The organism is Candidatus Paraluminiphilus aquimaris (genome assembly GCF_026230195.1).
Classification (GTDB): Bacteria; Pseudomonadota; Gammaproteobacteria; order Pseudomonadales; family Halieaceae; genus Luminiphilus; species Luminiphilus aquimaris.
Genome location: NZ_CP036501.1, coordinates 2,636,371 through 2,652,987, shown reverse-complemented (window position 1 = coordinate 2,652,987; position 16,617 = coordinate 2,636,371). Strand labels below are relative to the sequence as shown.

At 53.2% G+C, this 16,617-nt stretch carries 19 protein-coding genes; 13 read left to right on the top strand and 6 right to left on the bottom strand.

The window, feature by feature from the left end; translation table 11 throughout:
- The gene (locus E0F26_RS12170) at positions 1 to 972 is read right to left on the bottom strand and encodes a calcium/sodium antiporter (RefSeq protein WP_279241933.1); all 972 of its coding nucleotides are present in this window, start codon (positions 970 to 972) and stop codon (positions 1 to 3) included.
- A gap of 146 nt (positions 973 to 1,118) precedes the next feature.
- Between E0F26_RS12170 and E0F26_RS12165 the strand changes: the two genes are divergently transcribed.
- From E0F26_RS12165 to hisD, 5 genes are read left to right on the top strand one after another with little or no spacing between them, the layout of a single operon-like run.
- On the top strand, positions 1,119 to 1,805 hold the full coding sequence (locus E0F26_RS12165; protein WP_279241932.1) for an MlaC/ttg2D family ABC transporter substrate-binding protein: 687 nt from the start codon (positions 1,119 to 1,121) through the stop codon (positions 1,803 to 1,805).
- Complete coding sequence (locus E0F26_RS12160; protein WP_320416190.1) at positions 1,795 to 2,016, top strand: BolA family protein; 222 nt, start codon at positions 1,795 to 1,797, stop codon at positions 2,014 to 2,016. The genes E0F26_RS12165 and E0F26_RS12160 overlap by 11 nt, the downstream gene beginning before the upstream one ends.
- 15 nt (positions 2,017 to 2,031) lie before the next feature.
- The gene (gene murA, locus E0F26_RS12155; protein ID WP_279241931.1) at positions 2,032 to 3,294 is read left to right on the top strand and encodes a UDP-N-acetylglucosamine 1-carboxyvinyltransferase; all 1,263 of its coding nucleotides are present in this window, start codon (positions 2,032 to 2,034) and stop codon (positions 3,292 to 3,294) included.
- A gap of 3 nt (positions 3,295 to 3,297) precedes the next feature.
- Positions 3,298 to 3,957, top strand: a complete 660-nt coding sequence (gene hisG, locus E0F26_RS12150; protein WP_279241930.1) for an ATP phosphoribosyltransferase — start codon at positions 3,298 to 3,300, stop codon at positions 3,955 to 3,957.
- Positions 3,954 to 5,264 carry a histidinol dehydrogenase gene (hisD, locus tag E0F26_RS12145; RefSeq protein ID WP_279241929.1) on the top strand — a complete coding sequence of 437 codons (1,311 nt, stop codon included), beginning with the start codon at positions 3,954 to 3,956 and terminating at the stop codon, positions 5,262 to 5,264. Before hisG ends, hisD begins: the two co-directional genes overlap by 4 nt.
- 1 nt (position 5,265) lies before the next feature.
- Here the strand turns inward: hisD and E0F26_RS12140 are convergent, their stop codons facing one another.
- Positions 5,266 to 6,357: a S1C family serine protease gene (locus tag E0F26_RS12140; protein ID WP_279241928.1), complete on the bottom strand. Its 1,092-nt coding sequence runs from the start codon at positions 6,355 to 6,357 to the stop codon at positions 5,266 to 5,268.
- A gap of 86 nt (positions 6,358 to 6,443) precedes the next feature.
- Here E0F26_RS12140 and E0F26_RS12135 point away from each other — a divergent pair, with 86 nt between their 5' ends.
- Complete coding sequence (locus E0F26_RS12135; protein WP_279241927.1) at positions 6,444 to 7,205, top strand: Nif3-like dinuclear metal center hexameric protein; 762 nt, start codon at positions 6,444 to 6,446, stop codon at positions 7,203 to 7,205.
- Positions 7,206 to 7,265: 60 nt separating this feature from the next.
- Here E0F26_RS12135 and E0F26_RS12130 read toward each other — a convergent pair whose 3' ends face one another.
- On the bottom strand, positions 7,266 to 7,724 hold the full coding sequence (locus E0F26_RS12130) for a Z-ring associated ZapG family protein (protein ID WP_279241926.1): 459 nt from the start codon (positions 7,722 to 7,724) through the stop codon (positions 7,266 to 7,268).
- A gap of 165 nt (positions 7,725 to 7,889) precedes the next feature.
- Between E0F26_RS12130 and zapE the strand changes: the two genes are divergently transcribed.
- From zapE to E0F26_RS12095, 7 genes are all read left to right on the top strand, one after another.
- Positions 7,890 to 8,996: a cell division protein ZapE gene (zapE, locus tag E0F26_RS12125; protein WP_279241925.1), complete on the top strand. Its 1,107-nt coding sequence runs from the start codon at positions 7,890 to 7,892 to the stop codon at positions 8,994 to 8,996.
- A 78-nt stretch (positions 8,997 to 9,074) separates the two neighbouring features.
- Positions 9,075 to 9,503, top strand: coding sequence for a 50S ribosomal protein L13 (gene rplM / locus E0F26_RS12120; protein WP_279241924.1), 429 nt, complete (start codon positions 9,075 to 9,077; stop codon positions 9,501 to 9,503).
- 10 nt (positions 9,504 to 9,513) lie between these two features.
- Positions 9,514 to 9,906, top strand: coding sequence for a 30S ribosomal protein S9 (gene rpsI / locus E0F26_RS12115; RefSeq protein ID WP_279241923.1), 393 nt, complete (start codon positions 9,514 to 9,516; stop codon positions 9,904 to 9,906).
- 181 nt (positions 9,907 to 10,087) lie between these two features.
- The gene (gene petA / locus E0F26_RS12110; RefSeq protein ID WP_279241922.1) at positions 10,088 to 10,714 is read left to right on the top strand and encodes a ubiquinol-cytochrome c reductase iron-sulfur subunit; all 627 of its coding nucleotides are present in this window, start codon (positions 10,088 to 10,090) and stop codon (positions 10,712 to 10,714) included.
- Positions 10,715 to 12,712: a ubiquinol-cytochrome c reductase gene (locus tag E0F26_RS12105; RefSeq protein ID WP_279241921.1), complete on the top strand. Its 1,998-nt coding sequence runs from the start codon at positions 10,715 to 10,717 to the stop codon at positions 12,710 to 12,712.
- Positions 12,713 to 12,791: 79 nt separating this feature from the next.
- Positions 12,792 to 13,445 (top strand): glutathione S-transferase N-terminal domain-containing protein, encoded by a 654-nt coding sequence (locus tag E0F26_RS12100; RefSeq protein WP_279241920.1) that lies wholly within the window; start codon positions 12,792 to 12,794, stop codon positions 13,443 to 13,445.
- A gap of 18 nt (positions 13,446 to 13,463) precedes the next feature.
- Complete coding sequence (locus E0F26_RS12095) at positions 13,464 to 13,856, top strand: ClpXP protease specificity-enhancing factor (RefSeq protein ID WP_279241919.1); 393 nt, start codon at positions 13,464 to 13,466, stop codon at positions 13,854 to 13,856.
- Positions 13,857 to 13,863: 7 nt separating this feature from the next.
- On the opposite strand, the gene E0F26_RS12090 is transcribed toward E0F26_RS12095, so the two are convergent.
- From E0F26_RS12090 to E0F26_RS12085, 3 genes are read right to left on the bottom strand one after another with little or no spacing between them, the layout of a single operon-like run.
- The gene (locus E0F26_RS12090) at positions 13,864 to 14,406 is read right to left on the bottom strand and encodes a hypothetical protein (RefSeq protein WP_279241918.1); all 543 of its coding nucleotides are present in this window, start codon (positions 14,404 to 14,406) and stop codon (positions 13,864 to 13,866) included.
- A 7-nt stretch (positions 14,407 to 14,413) separates the two neighbouring features.
- The gene (locus tag E0F26_RS12530; RefSeq protein WP_420887689.1) at positions 14,414 to 14,839 is read right to left on the bottom strand and encodes a YraN family protein; all 426 of its coding nucleotides are present in this window, start codon (positions 14,837 to 14,839) and stop codon (positions 14,414 to 14,416) included.
- Positions 14,808 to 16,607: a penicillin-binding protein activator gene (locus E0F26_RS12085; protein WP_279241917.1), complete on the bottom strand. Its 1,800-nt coding sequence runs from the start codon at positions 16,605 to 16,607 to the stop codon at positions 14,808 to 14,810. The genes E0F26_RS12530 and E0F26_RS12085 overlap by 32 nt, the downstream gene beginning before the upstream one ends.
- Between the last annotated feature and the right edge of the window lie 10 nt (positions 16,608 to 16,617).

Here is a 16,617-nt window from a genome sequence, read left to right as displayed (position 1 = left end):
TTACCCTGCGAGGTCCGGAGCCGTTATCAAAATGCCAAGATAGGTTATATACGTACCCAGTAATACGACACCAGCGAAACGACTGAGTTCACCGCTGGCTTCTTGATGCCGGCTAGCGCTACGTTGAGCCTGCCACATAAAAAGCGCGAGCAGTGAGGCCGTAAAAGCGGTGTAAAGCCAGTCTCGGTAATACACGCTGGCGTCTAGCGCTAGCGGACCTAAAAGCCCTGGAATAGGGAGTACGATGAGGAGGTTAAAAATATTACTGCCCAGTATGGCGCCGATCGCCATATCAGCGTGTCCTTTTACGGCACTCACTACGGAAGCTGCAAGCTCAGGTAGGCTGGTCCCGATGGCCACAATCGTCAGCCCGACAATGAGCTCAGATACGCCCAAAGCGGTGGCAACATTCACCGCGCCTATGACCAAAACTCGCGATGAGATGACGAGCAGCACGAGCCCGCCCAAAAATTTGAGCCATGCCAGCCCAGCCGATGCTGCTCCTGCCTCGACGGCCGTGGTCTCCTTGCCGGGTCCACGTTTAGACAATAGAAACAGAAATAGAGTGAGCGCGCTTAGCAATACGGTGCCGTCCAAAAGTGAGAGCTCGCCATCAGCGAGCAGTGCACCTGCGAGTAGCGTGGCGCCCATCATTTGAGGGAGTTCTCTTCGGATTGCTGAGGCCTCAACAGCCATCGACTTAATGATCAGCGTGACGCCCAGAACCAATCCGGTATTGGCAATATTCGATCCAAGCGCATTACCCACGGCCAATTCACCTGAGCCTGAGAGCGACGCTATGATTGAGATGACGATCTCAGGCGCCGAAGTGCCGAGTGAGACGATGGTCAAGCCGATGAGTAAGGGCGACAGCCCCGCCCATCTAGCGATTGCTGCGGCGCCATCAACAAACTTATCCGAACTCCAAACGAGCCCGATTAGCCCAGCAACTATAAAAAACATGTCTAACATTTGGGTAATGGTACACCTTGATCGTTAAAACTCGCTGCGGAATCCAAGCGATCGGTTATCATACTCGATCTCGTCGGCGTTAGAACGACACTTAACGCTGAGACAGGCGCGATCATCCCGGTAAAGGCGGGTTAGAAAGGAACATTATGAAAATCTCGGCGTTATTCGGTAAAGGGTTCACCGCATTTATCCTCATGGGGCTCGCGTTATCGAGCACAGCTGAAGTCAATGATAAGGCACCTAAGCCGATCATCGAATTTACCACGAGCCAGATCATGACCATTATTGATGGTGCGCCCGAGTACTTCGATGAAGATCCCGACCGTTTCTACAGGGAAATAGGCGAGGTGCTCGATGCCACCATCGACTGGCGGGGTTTTGCCAAAGGCGTGATGGGTGAATACGCGTCGAATGCGCGATACAAGCGCCTAGACGCAGAGGGTAAGAAGGCACTCCGTGAGCAGCTTGAAACCTTTACAGGCATCATTAAATCGGGATTGATCAGGACTTACGCGAAGGGCTTATTGGCCTTTAGTGGGTCAAAGTTCGAAATCGTTGATGGAGATGATATTGACCCGAGCGCTCGCTCGGCTTCGGTTACACAGCTGGTGTACGGCTCGGGCGATCGAACCTACACGGTGCGCTATCAAATGGGCAAGCGGCGTGACGGCACATGGCGTCTTCGTAACTTAATTGTCGAAGACATTAACTTGGGCCAGATTTACCAGAATCAATTCGCGTCGGCCGCGAAGGCGGCGCAGGGTAATGTCGGCACCGTTGTAGCCGAGTGGGACGTTGCGGCGAATTTACCAGAGGACCTCGATGATGAATGAGACAACGATTACCCATGCGCTCGAGAGCGCATTCCCCGGGGCGAGTATTGATATTCAGCTTGATGGTTCACATTGCCAGATAACGGTTGTCAGTGAGATCTTTGAGGGGCTTAGGCCAGTGGCACGCCAGCAAAAAGTTTACGCCCCTTTGAATGAGTTCATTCGATCCGGTGAGCTTCACGCTGTCAATATCATTGCGAAAACACCCTGACGCGGAATTTCTAACGTGGATTATTTTGTCATTCGCGGTGGTAAGCCACTGCAGGGTCGGGTGGCTATCTCTGGCGCAAAAAACGCGGCACTGCCTATTCTTGCGGCGAGCTTGCTGACCTCTGAAACGTTGAGAGTGTCTAACGTTCCTCATCTTAACGATGTCACCACGATGATCGAGCTGCTTGGCGCCTTGGGTGTTGAGGCCGCTGTTGATGAGTCGGGCGTTCTTTGCATATCGGCTGAACACTTGAACAGTCGCAGAGCGCCCTATGAATTGGTGAAGACGATGCGCGCCTCGATTTTGGTGATGGGTCCTTTGCTCGCAAGGTTTGGGCGTGCGGAAGTCTCTTTCCCCGGTGGTTGCGCCATTGGAAGTCGTCCCGTCGATCTCCATTTGAAGGGCTTTGAGGCAATGGGTGCGCAGATTGACGTGCGCGACGGGTATATCGTTGCTACCACAGAAGACGGATTGCGCGGATGTGATTTCACCTTTGAGACGGTGACCGTTGGGGGAACTGAGAACCTATTGATGGCTGCTGCGCTTGCGGATGGCGAGACGATTCTGCGTAACGTAGCGCGAGAGCCAGAGATAACCGATCTTGTTAAGTTTTTGCGTTCTATGGGTGCTGTGATTTCCGGTGACGACAGCGATACGCTCACAATACAAGGCGTCTCGACCCTGCATTCGTGTCAGTACACCGTTATGCCAGATCGCATTGAGGCAGGGACCTATCTCGTTGCGGCCGCTGCAACGAGGGGTTGTATTACTGTTGACGGTGCAGACGCTGAGCACTTGGGGCTTGTGCTGGATAAGCTGCGTGAGGCCGGCGTTGATGTGCAGGTGGAAGGCACCTGTATTAAAGCTGACATGCGCGGTAAGCGGCCTCGTGCCGTGAACATTACAACGGCGCCTTATCCGGGGTTTCCAACGGACATGCAGGCGCAATTTACAGCACTTAATCTCTTTGCTGACGGGGTTGCCCGCATTACAGAAACAATTTTTGAGAATCGTTTAATCCATGCTCAGGAAATGTCGCGTATGGGCGCCAACATCGCCATCGATGGACATTCCGTTATCATTCAGGGGCAGGAAGAGGTTCGCGGAGCGCCTGTTATGGCGTCAGACCTTCGAGCATCAGCCAGTTTGGTGATCGCAGGTCTTGCTGCACAAGGGGAGACGCGGGTAGATCGCATTTATCACATAGACCGTGGTTACGAGCGTATCGAAGAGAAACTTCAATCAGTGGGCGCTGACATCGTCCGGAAAATGAGGTGATTGATGCCTAGCGAAGCGGATACGCTCACAATTGCCCTGACAAAAGGCCGAATACTCAAAGAAACTCTGCCCTTGTTTGAGGGGGCAGGAATCGTGCCTCTCGATGACATTGCAACCAGTCGGAAGCTCATTTTCCCAACGACGCACGAGTCTGTGAAATTCGTGTTGTTGCGTGGGTCAGATGTGCCGACTTACGTTCGGCACGGTGCGGCGGACATGGGCGTTGTTGGAAAAGACATTTTGATGGAGTTTGGTGACGAGGGGCTTTACGAGATACTGGATCTCGAGATTGCGCGTTGCCGATTGATGACCGCTGGTATTGATGGCGCGCAGCAAAAAACAGCGGCAAAAATCCGGGTGGCTACCAAGTTTGTCAACGTCGCTCGAGAGCACTATTCCCTGCGTGGTCTGCAGCCCAACATCATCAAGCTTTACGGCGCCATGGAGTTGGCGCCCATTATGCGGCTAGCTGATGAAATCGTTGACATCGTCGACACGGGCAATACCTTAAAAGCCAATGGCATGGTGCCACGTGAGCACATCGCTGATATATCGTCACGGCTCATCGTGAACAAAGCGTCAATGCGTACCCGGAACCCGATTATTTCGACTTTGCTTGAGTCTATTTCGGATGCTGTTGCGCTCCGAAGGACTGAGAAATGAAGTCTGACATTCGCCGACTAAGCAGCGATGCACCCGACTTCGACGCGCAGATAGCAGCGCTTCAAGCGCCCATGGAGGTGATTGATCCCGGGCTTGTGACCACGGTTAGTGAGATTATTGGGCGTATTAGAGAGCGAGGCGATGCCGCGATTATTGAGCTGACGCAGTCTCTCGACGATCATGCCGTCACGGATATGTCTGACTTGATCTTCGATAAACAGCGACTATCCGAATTTGAACAGCGAATCAGTGACGCTGAGCGATCTGCGCTCAAGACCGCCGCTGCGCGCATTGAGCGTTACCATCAGCAGCAGCTTATTCAAGATTGGTCGATCGAGGACGAGTATGGAAGCCGTCTAGGGCAGCGGATACTCGCGATGTCCAGCGCGGGTCTCTATGTGCCCGGCGGCAAAGCCAGTTACCCCTCGTCGGTTCTCATGAATGCTATCCCGGCAAAGGTGGCTGGTGTGCCTGATGTCACGATGGTGGCACCAACCCCGGGCGGTAAGTTAAATCCGCTCGTGATGGCTGCCGCCTCCATGGCTGGGGTCGATAGGGTGGTCACCATTGGCGGCGCTCAGGCTGTGGCAGCACTCGCGTATGGCACGGAGAGCATCAAGGCCGTTGATAAAATCGTGGGGCCAGGCAATCGATTTGTGGCGGAAGCAAAGCGACAGGTATTTGGCAAAGTGGGCATCGACATGATTGCGGGGCCCTCGGAGATTTTCGTGATCGCCGATGGTTCGGTTGATCCTAAGTGGATTGCTCTTGATCTCATGTCGCAAGCGGAACACGATGAAGTGGCTCAGGCAGTCTGTATTTCACCGAATGACGCCTACCTGGATGCCGTAGCGGAGGCCATTGACGCTCTTTTACCCACTATGCCCAGACGCTCAGTCATTGAAGCGTCGTTGAAGAATCGTGGCGCGCTCATCGTTGTCGAGGATCTTGAGCGTGCGGCGCGGTTATCGAACCTATTTGCTCCTGAGCATTTGGAGTTGGCTGTGCGGGATGCGGATCAATTGCTTCCACATATTACTCATGCCGGTGCCATCTTCTTGGGGGCCTACAGCTCTGAGTCATTGGGTGATTACTGCGTGGGTACCAATCACGTACTCCCTACGTCAGGTGCAGCACGCTTCTCATCACCACTGGGTGTTTATGACTTCCAAACTCGGACATCGATTATCGATGTGAATTCTCAAGGGGCAAAAGCGCTGGCTGAAGTGGCGGGCACCATTGCTGATGGGGAGTCGCTTGCAGCCCATGCGATGGCCGCGCGGATACGGGTAGAGGACCCAAACTAAATTAATTAGTAGGGCGCGTGGCGACGATCGCGTCAACGTCAAGCCGTTGATCCTGACGCTGCAGTCCAACTAACACACGATCTCCGGGTCGAAGGCGGGCGATCATTTGCATGGCCTCTCGCGCATCGCTCACGTCTGCCCCATCAAGCGCTACGATTAAGTCGCCAACTTGAATGCCCGCGCGCTCTGCTGGGCCGCCTGCCGCGGTTTCAGTAACGAGCAACGATTGTGTAGTACGACCCTGATCATCGAGGCCGAGGAGCAGATCGACTTCCACGCCGAGCCAGCCTCGGATGACCGCGCCGTACTCGATAAGATCTGAAATAACCGTATTGACGAGATTGCTTGGCGTTGCCAGGTTGATGCCGATTCCGCTCGAATCATTACTCTGATCAGGTGCAGCGGTGTAAATGAGGGTGTTAATCCCCACGAGGCGTCCCTCTGAGTCAATCAGGGCGCCTCCTGAGTTTCCCAAGTGAATGGCAGCATCGGTCTGAATGTAGCTTTCATAGGCAGACAGTTGGAGGCCATAACGCTCGAGTCCGGAGATGATGCCCAGCGTGACGGAGTGACCAAAACCAAAAGGGTTGCCAATTGCCATAACGACATCGCCGACTTTAATCGCGTCAGAGTCGGCTGTTTTAATAGCCGAGAGTCCTGTTAGCTCCGTTTTGAGAAGTGCGAGATCAGTGTCTGGGTCAATGCCGACTACCGAAGCACTGGCTCGTCGACCGTCAGATAGAAGTATTTGTATCGACTGAGCACCGTCGATTACGTGTTGGTTTGTAATGATGTGACCGTCCTGGCTCATGATCACACCGGACCCTAGGGAGCGCTCGACACGGGGCTGACGCTCGCCGCGGTTGGTGTAGCGACGAAGCAGTGGGGCATTGAATACCGGAGTCTTTTCGGCAACCAGTTTTGCGGTGTAAATGTTCACGACGGATGGCGTCGCAACGGCAACGGCATCACTGTAGGACGCGGGTCCCTGCCTATCGCCTGGAAGCTCCAGCCACTCTAAGTTAAGCAAAATGACAGCGGCTAATACGCCCACGAGCGCAGGCCATACCAACTGTGCAAACCACTCCCGCACGCTTAAGCTCCTTTTATTTTCCTCACTAGTGTAAATGAAAGTCAGCGTATAATGTTGAATCACGCCAGTGGATTGAGGGTTTGAGTGTGTCAGCTGACAGAGATCAAGTGAAACAGGCTTTGGATGCCGAGCTGAACAGCGCCGCGTTTGTCGACTATTGTCCAAACGGCTTGCAAGTTGAGGGCAGTGCTACTATCTCGCGTCTCGTCTCGGGTGTCACCGCATCACAGGCACTCATCGATAGGGCGATCGAGCTAAACGCCGACGCCGTGCTTGTGCATCATGGGTATTTTTGGCGTGGTGAAGATCCCTGTTTGGTAGGGATGAAAGGGCGTCGAATACGGGCATTGATTCAGGCGGAGGTCAATCTTTTTGCCTATCATTTGCCCTTGGATAATCACGCTACGCTCGGTAACAATGCGGGTTTGGGACGCGCATTGGCGATGCCCTCGTGGCGTAGCTTAAAGGCGACTGACGTGAGCTACCCGGTTTTCACAGGCCAGTACGAAAAGAGCCAGTCGCTTTCTGACATTACAGCTCAGCTGTCACGTTGCCTCGATCGATCCGTTGTGACAGTTGGGGATGACCGCAAGTCGATCACCTCGGTAGCTTGGTGTACGGGTGGCGGGCAAGGCTATATTGATGACGCGGCCGACGCGGGCGTTGACTTGTTCATCACAGGCGAAATGTCTGAGCAAACTATTCATGTGGCCCGTGAGCGCGACATTGCCTTCATCGCGGCCGGTCACCACGCTACGGAGCGATTCGGCGTGCAGTCGGTCGGCAATTGGCTCGCTGAGATGTTTGGCATCGATCACGAGTTTGTCGACATTTACAGCCCAGCTTGAGGTTTTGCGGGAAGCAATACTCGCTGCACTGGCCGCTCAAACGCGCCTACTCGGAGTGGCTTACCCGACGTTCGGTTTGAACGCTCTTTCTAGGCCAAATTCTTCCGAAAGTTGGCCTGCCTCGTCGGGGTTTTTCTTTGGCGCGTAATCCAGTGGTTGGGCCGGATCAACCAGATGGTCAGCCAAATCGAAGGCGCTGCCTACCAGCTTCGTATCATCAAGTTGGCTCGCAACGTCGGCATCGCACAATTCCTGTGCACCTGAGGCAATGTGCGTGTAAATAGACCGATAGTCGTCCTGCATGCGATGAAGTAATTGCGCAGTGTTAGCAAAATGACTTGTTACCGATTGCTCATAACTGCGGTGCGCCGCTTTAGCGGCCTCAACTTCATCACGGAGTTCATTGATCACGTCATCATTGTTGTCTTTTCGTTGCGTCGCCGCCCACCAGCCCGCAGCTAAACCCACGGCAAATCCGACCAACAGAAAGTAGCCCAAGGTAGTCGCCGTCGTTTCCATCACTATCCCCCATCTGAAGTGACTTTTACTTTACCTCAATGGTGCATGGTTGTTGCGCGCTTAGCCAGTGAAAATAGTCGTCATCCTAAACCGATTCTTGTCGTATATATCAGCAGGCGATAGAGTCGCGCCTTTTATCCTCGTGCCAACAAAGAAAATGCTTTCATGACGCCTACGCCCCAAGAACGCTACCGATCAGATCTCGCTGCTGGCGTCATCGTGTCGGACGAGGCCCAAGCGCAAGCGGTCGATGCGTTACAAGATGTCTTTGACCGCTTAAATCAGAGACGAGCAGAGAAAAAAACATTCATCGCTAAGCTGTTTAACAGTAAGGCAACGCCGTCCGTTCAGGGTCTCTACATGTGGGGTGGCGTCGGACGTGGCAAAACGTATCTGATGGACTCATTCTATGACGCGCTTGATTTCAAGCAGAAGTCACGAATGCACTTCAATCGGTTTATGCAGCGTGTTCACGCTGATCTCACCGATTTGTCCGGCGAGAAAAATCCATTGGATATTGTGGCTGATCGAATTGCCAGTGAGACCCTTGTTCTGTGCTTCGATGAGTTTTATGTCAGTGATATTGGTGATGCCATGTTACTCGGAGGCCTAATGCAAAAGCTTTTTGATCGCGGTATTTGCTTGGTCGCAACGTCTAACATCGCGCCCAAAGGGTTGTATGAAAATGGATTGCAGAGAGCGCGCTTTATTCCCGCGATTAAGGCGGTAGAGGCCAACACGCGCGTTCTCAATGTCGACAGTGGTATCGATTACCGGCTGAGAGTATTGAGCCAGTCAGAGCTTTATTTTGTCGGGACTCATGAGTCTATGTCACAAGAAGCGTCAGAGATACTTCAGACGCTTTTTTCGGATTTAAGCGGCGGTAAGCACCCAGTACCCAGCGCGCTTGTTGTTAATCATCGCACGTTACAAACGCTGGGGGTGTCGGAAGGGGTCTTGCTCGCAGATTTTAAAACGCTTTGTCTCGAGCCGCGCGCAGCCGCTGACTACACTCAGCTGGCAAAGGAGTTTCATTCCGTTCTGATCGATAACGTGCCGGAGCTTACTCCGGAGATTGAGGATGGCGCTCGTCGATTTATAACGCTCATCGATGAGTTTTATGATCGAAATATTAAAGTTGCTCTGGTGGCTGAGCGACCTATGGCAAGCCTGTATTCGGGGAAGAAGCTGGGTTTTGAGTTCCAGCGCACACTGTCTCGACTGATTGAGATGCAATCTGTGGAATATTTGGGCCGAGAACATCTACCTTAACGTTGCTTTTCTATTGAAAGCCGGAGCCCGCTACTGTAATCTCCGCGCTCCTTTAAATCAGGCCTAGTGGGCGATTGCATGAAAACTTACAGTGCGAAAGCAAGCGACGTACATCACGATTGGTACGTTGTAGACGCAGAAAACAAGACTCTTGGGCGTTTGGCGGTTGAGATAGCGCATCGTCTGCGTGGTAAGCATAAGCCTGAGTACACGCCGCACATGGATATGGGCGACTATATCGTGGTTGTAAATTGCGAGAAAATTCGCGTTACCGGCGCTAAGTCGACAGACAAGATGTATCACCATCACACCGGTTACCCCGGTGGTTTAAAGTCATTTAGTTTTGAGAAGCTCATTGATCGCGCGCCTGAGCGAGTTCTTCAGCGAGCGGTAAAAGGCATGTTGCCACGCAACCCCTTGGGTCGTGCCATGTTCAAAAAGTTGAAAGTTTACTCAGGGCCTTCGCACCCACACACGGCTCAGCAGCCTCAGACGCTGACAGTTTAAGGATTACATAATGGCAGTTGCACAGTATTACGGCACCGGTCGACGCAAGACATCAACAGCTCGTGTCTTCCTAAAGGGTGGTAACGGAAGCATCACAATCAATGGTCGCGGTATTGATGAATACTTCGGTCGCGAAGTTGCGCGAATGATCGTGCGACAGCCGCTCGAACTGACTGAAACAGTGGAAAAATTCGACGCGAACATCACGGTTGCCGGTGGCGGTAGTTTTGGCCAGGCAGGTGCGATTCGTCACGGATTGACACGTGCGTTGCTCGAGTACGATGAGTCACTTCGCGCTACGCTCCGTGCTGCAGGGTTTGTGACGCGCGATGCGCGTGAAGTCGAGCGAAAGAAAGTAGGTCTTCGCAAAGCACGTCGTCGTCCGCAGTTCTCAAAGCGATAAATTTCTTGGTGGCGGCGGTCGCTGTCACGTTACTGAACAAATTTTGACTATAAGCAGGCCATTTATGGCCTGCCTCACCTTGCTGTGCGTCATGCCGACGATTAAACTTTCGCGGCTTAAAATGTACATACGGCAGTGAAACAGCGCTGCCAACAATATAACCAAGATCGGAGATAACCGAATGAGTGAAGTTGAGGCAGGTCAGACGGCCGACGCTGGCAGCGCATCAGACCAAACACGACGCCGATTTCTAACAGCGGCGACCTCTGCAGTCAGCGCTGCGGGTGTCGTGGGTGTCGCAGTGCCCTTCATGGCGTCATGGAATCCCTCAGAGAAAGCAAAGGCCGCCGGTGCGCCTGTCAAGGCAGACATCAGCAAGATCGAGCCGGGTCAGATGGTTGTGGTGGAATGGCGCGGAAAGCCCGTTTACGTGCTTCGCCGCACACCAGAGCAACTTGCCAGCCTTCCCAGCCTCGACGGCAACCTGAAAGATCCAAACTCCGATACGTCAGACCAGCCAGCCTACATCAACGGTGCGCCGCGATCGCTCAATGAAGAGTACCTCGTTGTCGTTGGGCTTTGTACACACTTAGGGTGCGCACCGAAGTTTCGACCTGAGGTGGGTGCGGCTGATTTGGGCGGTGATAGCTGGCAAGGTGGCTTCTTTTGCCCCTGCCACGGTTCAAAGTTCGATTTGGCAGGACGTGTCTACAAAGGCGTCCCGGCTGCCGATAATCTGATGGTTCCACCTTACTCATTCGAAGGCGATAACGTGCTCGTTATCGGCGTTGACGCGGAGGTTGCGTAAATGGAAAAGGCATTGACAGGATTGGTCTCGTGGCTTGATGCGCGATTACCCGTAACGCGTGCGTGGGATACGCACATGGGTAAATACTATGCGCCTAAGAACTTCAACCTCTGGTATTTCTTCGGCGTCTTCTCATTGCTCGTTTTGGTGAATCAGCTGCTCACGGGTATTTGGCTCACAATGAGCTACACACCGAGCGCTGAAGAAGCTTTTGCGTCGGTCGAATACATCATGCGTGACGTGGAGTATGGGTGGCTGTTGCGGTACATGCACTCAACGGGAGCGTCTGCGTTTTTCATTGTGGTTTATTTGCATATGTTCCGCGCCATGATGTACGGCTCCTACCAGAAACCCAGAGAGCTTATTTGGATCTTCGGCATGCTGATTTTTGTCGTACTGATGGCTGAGGCATTTGTGGGTTATGTACTGCCGTGGGGCCAGATGTCCTACTGGGGTGCACAGGTCATTATTTCTCTATTCGGGGCGATCCCTGTTGTCGGTGAAGACATCACGACCTGGATCCGCGGTGACTACCTGCTCTCGGGTATCACACTTAACCGATTCTTTGCCTTGCACGTGGTGGCGTTGCCCATCGTGTTGCTCGCGTTAGTTGTATTGCACATTCTTGCGCTCCACGAGGTGGGTTCCAACAACCCTGATGGCGTTGAGATCAAAAAGCACAAAGACGAAAACGGCATTCCGCTGGATGGCATCAGATTCCACCCGTACTACTCGGTGCACGATATTCAAGGTATTGCTGTCTTCTTGTTCTTCTTCTGCGGCATTATCTTCTTCGCACCAGAAATGGGCGGGTATTTCCTAGAGCTTGCGAATTTCGAAGAAGCGAATGCGCTAAAGACCCCAGCTCACATTGCCCCTGTGTGGTACTACACGCCTTACTACTCGGTGCTGAGAGCAGTACCCGATAAGTTTTGGGGTTTCATCGCGTTTGCGGCGTCCGTAGCGATTCCTTTCGCGTTGCCCTGGATTGATCGGAATCCTGTCCGCTCGTGGCGTTATCGAGGCATGCTCAATCGTGTAATGCTTCTCGGCTTTGTCATTTGCTTCATTATTCTCGGTGTCTTGGGTGTTAAGGCGCCGACAGAAAGCCGAACATTGCTCGCCCAAATTTGCACCATTTATTACTTTGCCTTCTTCCTCGGCATGTACTGGTGGTCGACTTGGGACAAGACGAAAGAGGTTCCAGACCGCATCACAATGGATGGCGGTATGGGCTTTGGTAAAAATATGGCTACCCTGGCGGTCGTTGCCGTCCTCACCTGGTTGCCGCTAAAGGCCGTCGGTGCGGAGTCAGCCTATGACTGCGGAAGCATTCCTTGCGATGAGTTTGTTGCGGACGCCAGTGACACGGCGTCCTTGCAGCACGGTGCTGCACTCTATGCAAACTACTGCGCTGGATGCCACTCGCTGCAGTACTCTCGACACAATCGCGTGGCAAAAGACTTAGGTATTCCAGAAGATCTTTACCGAGAGCACCTCTTACTTGATCCAGACCAAAAAATTGGTTCGCTGATGGATATCAGCATGGATAAAGACGTTGCAAAAGGCTGGTTTGGCGCGGCCCCACCCGACCTGACACTTATCTCGCGCGCGAAAAAGCCTGAGTATCTCTATACCTACCTTCGCACCTTCTATCAGGATGACTCTCGCCCGTACGGTGTGAACAACCTGGTTTATCCAAATGTCGGCATGCCTCACGTATTACTCGAACTGCAGGGATTACCGCAGTGTGTAAATGCAGACAGCGATCATTCTGACGCCGGTCATTGCGACTCACTGGAAGTCGCAGCTGCGGGTGTTATGTCAACGACTGAGTTCGATGGCGCGATGTACGACCTTGTCAATTTCCTCGCTTACACGGCAGAGCCCTACAAGCAGACGCGAGTTGAGATCGGTAAGAAGGTCATGCTTTTCTTGGCCATCTTCTTCATTATTGCGTGGGCACTTAACCGCGAGTATTGGAAAGACGTGCACTAAGTAGCCTGCAAGGGCATAATTCATGAAGGCGGGGCATTGCTCCGCCTTTATTACATTCTAATCCCGCCCGGAGTTCTCCATGAAGGTAACCGACGACGCGGCAGCAGCGGTTTCAAAACGCTCTGCTATGACCCTGTTCTCAGATAGCACGAGCCACTACAGCCACCGCGTGCGGATTGTTTTGGCTGAAAAAGGCGTTTCAGTGGATCTGGTTGAGGGTGTGGACGGAGTGCCTGTACCAGAATTGGGCGATCTGAATCCTTACAACACGATGCCAACACTGATTGACCGAGATCTCATCTTGTACGAGTCAAAGGTCATGATGGAGTATCTTGACGAGCGCTTCCCGCACCCACCCTTATTGCCTGTTTATCCTGTGGCGCGTGCGGAAAGCCGTCTGTTTATGTACCGAGTCGAACGTGACTGGTGTTCTTTAGTGGACACGATTCTTCATTCCTCGGACGCGGGTGCCGTAGCGGTTGCACGAAGAGACTTAGGCGATAGCATGGCGGCGCTTTCGCCTATCTTTGCTGAGAAGCCCTACTTCATGAGTGAGGAATTCACGCTGGTAGACTGCTGCATAGCGCCTATTTTATGGCGCCTTCCTGCGCTGGGAGTTGACCTTCGTGCCACGAAGCAAACCAAGCCCCTGTTCAACTATATGGACAGCTTATTTGGACGAGAGGCCTTCCAGGAGAGCTTGTCCATTCAAGAACGAGAAATGCGCATCTAATAGGACAAGGGGACTCGATTGACGCCCAGCAAGCCTTACGTTGTCCGTGCTATTTACGATTGGATTGTAGATAACAACTGTACGCCGCATGTGCTCGTTGACGCGGACGTAGAGGGCGTTGTGGTCCCGGTCGACTACGTCAATGAGGGGCAAATCGTCCTGAACATATCACCCACGGCGGTGGTAAGTTTGCATTTAGGTAACGATGTCATTGCCTTCAGTGGCCGCTTTGGTGGTGTTCCCATGGAGGTTTTTCTGCCGCTTGCGAGTGTTCTTGGCATTTATGCGCGGGAGAACGGACAAGGTATGATCTTCGACGACGACAATGAGGCCGATGACAGGACGCCGCCGGAGCCCGATCCGATCTCACCGGCTCCCGGCAATAAGCCTTCGTTAAAGCTCGTTAAGTAACTGCCGATCAGTGGTCAAATAATACACTCTCAATGATCCGAGTCATGGCGATCGCGGTCATGGAGCAAAGTGCGAGTCGTACTGCTGCATTGGCTTCTGGGAATGGCAATGATGGATTAGGACTGCTGGTGCCAATCCAGAAGGATGCCATTTCTCGCTGTGCTAAGGCTGAATGAAGTGAATCGACGCCAGCAGGGGTTAGCTGTGAGCCCCACACAACCGCGACATCGCCAGGATGACCGAGTGTTCGAATTTCTCTCGCAAGCCACTGAGCGCCAGCGTCGATAGGCTCGGCAGCGCTTGAGGTTAAGGGAATGATGGGAAGATTAGGTCGCTCGCTACCGAGTCCATCCCGAATAAGATGGCAGAAAGTGTTCGCAAGATTGGCATCGATACTTGACCCAATAGAGTAAACCTTTCTCTCGGCCATCATCGCACCCGCAACAGCCGGTGCTGCCGCCTCAGCCATACCTGCGACAGCATCGGCAGCCAAGCTAATGTGCTCGATCTGTTGATGAAAAAACTCGGCGGTTATGTCGAAACTATTCATAATTTGACTACTCAATAGCGCTAAACGCGGCTTTTAACCACGTCATTTGAACGTGACCACCTAGCTGATCAAACCCGATGATGTCAAAACGGCAGTGTAAATGGCAATACTCGCTGCGCTGGGATCTAAATAGGGCCGCTGTTTGCGCGATTCGTTTTTGTTGCCGTCCAGTGACGGCGAATGCTGAGGGGCCGAATTTGCTCGGCGCTCTGTACTTCACTTCGACGAAGATCAGCGTCGGGCCCTCGATAGCCACAAGGTCGAGCTCGCCAAATCGGCTTCTTATATTGGTTGCGACGGTAGGGATATTTCTTGTCCAAAGAAACCGAGCCGCACATGTCTCCCAATATTGGCCCGTTTCTCGAATGTCTAAAGCCCCCGCACTGTCTAAGGTCTTTACACTACAAGACCGGTCGGGCTTTGCCTCTAGCAATAACGGCCGGTTTTAATCGTCGGTGAACATTACCCATCGTATCGACACTCAGGTCTCCGGTTTCACCAAAGAGGAGTGTGCCCCCGGTTTCCCTAGCCTGATCGAAATGGTCAATGAGCGCGGCTGCGTCAAGTCCGAGGGCATGAAGCGGTTGAGACCGTGGCGAAGCCGTAGCAAGTGCGCTGGCGGGTAACACAAACTTAATGCCGTTTAAGTCCCGATTGGCAATACCCGATCCGCCTTGGTAAATCGTAGAAGGCGCATAAACCGGTAGCTTACCTGCGTAATGAAAACGAAGTAGCGGGCGAATTTCGCGCGCCATTTGTGGTGTTGGTGAGAGTAAGACGACGGAGTCGAGGTCTGTGCGCCGTCTTGCCTGCGAGTCCACAGGTGCTTCAAAGGCTTTTTCGATCTCTTTGATGCGTGATTCGCTTTGCAGTGTAGCCAAACTGTTTGCAATCGTTTCGTTGTCGCTTAACTCACTCGTCAGCGTGGTTATTGCTGTAATGTCGCCACCTAAGGCACTCCACTGTGTGTTAAAGGCAGAGTGCATACGTTGCCCCCACGCGGAGTCTGGCGCAATAACCATTGGTTGGCGCAGACCCGCTTGCCAAATGAGCGCCGCTAACTGAATTGCCTCGTCTTCTGGTGCAAGGCTCAGGCTCAAAAGCGGCTTCTCTGCGGAAAAGGACATGCTCACGCCGGTTGCGCCGCGATTGAGTGCCAGTACAGGAATCGGCAGGCTATCAAGGGCCTGGAGTTCGGCCACGCGTTCCTTGGTCAATGGACCGATAACGAAATCAGCGCCACGTTCAAGAGCGGTCAAATAGGCGGCGCGACCACTCGATGCGAGCTCGGTGTCAACGGTAATGAGCTGTGGACGCAGTGCAGCGTCTCTGTAGCTGTCAAAGAAGCCCTCTGTGACGCCCTGTAAAACACGCTCTCCCGCATCCTTTAGGCGTCCGCTCAACGGCAAAAGGACTGCCACGCGGACGGGTAAGTCGTTGTTTAGCCAGGTAGGCAGACCTGAGGGCAAGTCGAGCAAGCCGTTCGGTAGTCGAGGATGTTGTTGACGCCATTCCATCACTTCCTGTCGGCCTTGTCGGTACGCGCGATTTAGACTGAGCCAGGCTGCCCAATCGCTCCGAGGCTCGGCTTTGCGAAGTTCGGCAGCAATCTTCTGCTCCGATGCGGTGGATAGAAAATTAAAAACATCTGAATATGTGGCCGAGTCTTGACCTTGATATCCGAGCTTTAGCCGCTCCAGCGCGACCTGAGCCGCCGCGACGGCGTTACCTGTTTCCAGCGCGCGCCGCTGCCGTTCCGCAAGCAGTAGATCGAGCCCATCATCGCTGTTAACAAATATCTTACCCAGTTCGTTATCCGCAGCGATCGTGTCACCCTCGAGCCAAAACAGCTGTGAGCGAATAAATCGCTCGGTATTAGGGGAGAGTAGGCCTGCCTCGAGTGATTCCAGTTCAGCCAGGGCGAACAACCAACCTTTTTCCGCGGCGATTTTTTGTGACCATAGGACGGCATCTCGATTGAGAGTGGTGTCGTCCGTATCGATAGATTCTCGCTGCGCCACGGCGGATATGGGGTACTCGTATATATTGGTTACGCCACTTGGGGCGTTGGATGGCGTGGGGGTCGTACAAGCGCTGATGCCAAGAGCCACAAAGCCGGCCAAAACCCATTTGTGCAGTTCAGGCAATAAACTGACATCATGGGCGATGGACTTAGCGGTAGTGAGAGAAGGTATAGCCATGGTCCCCGAT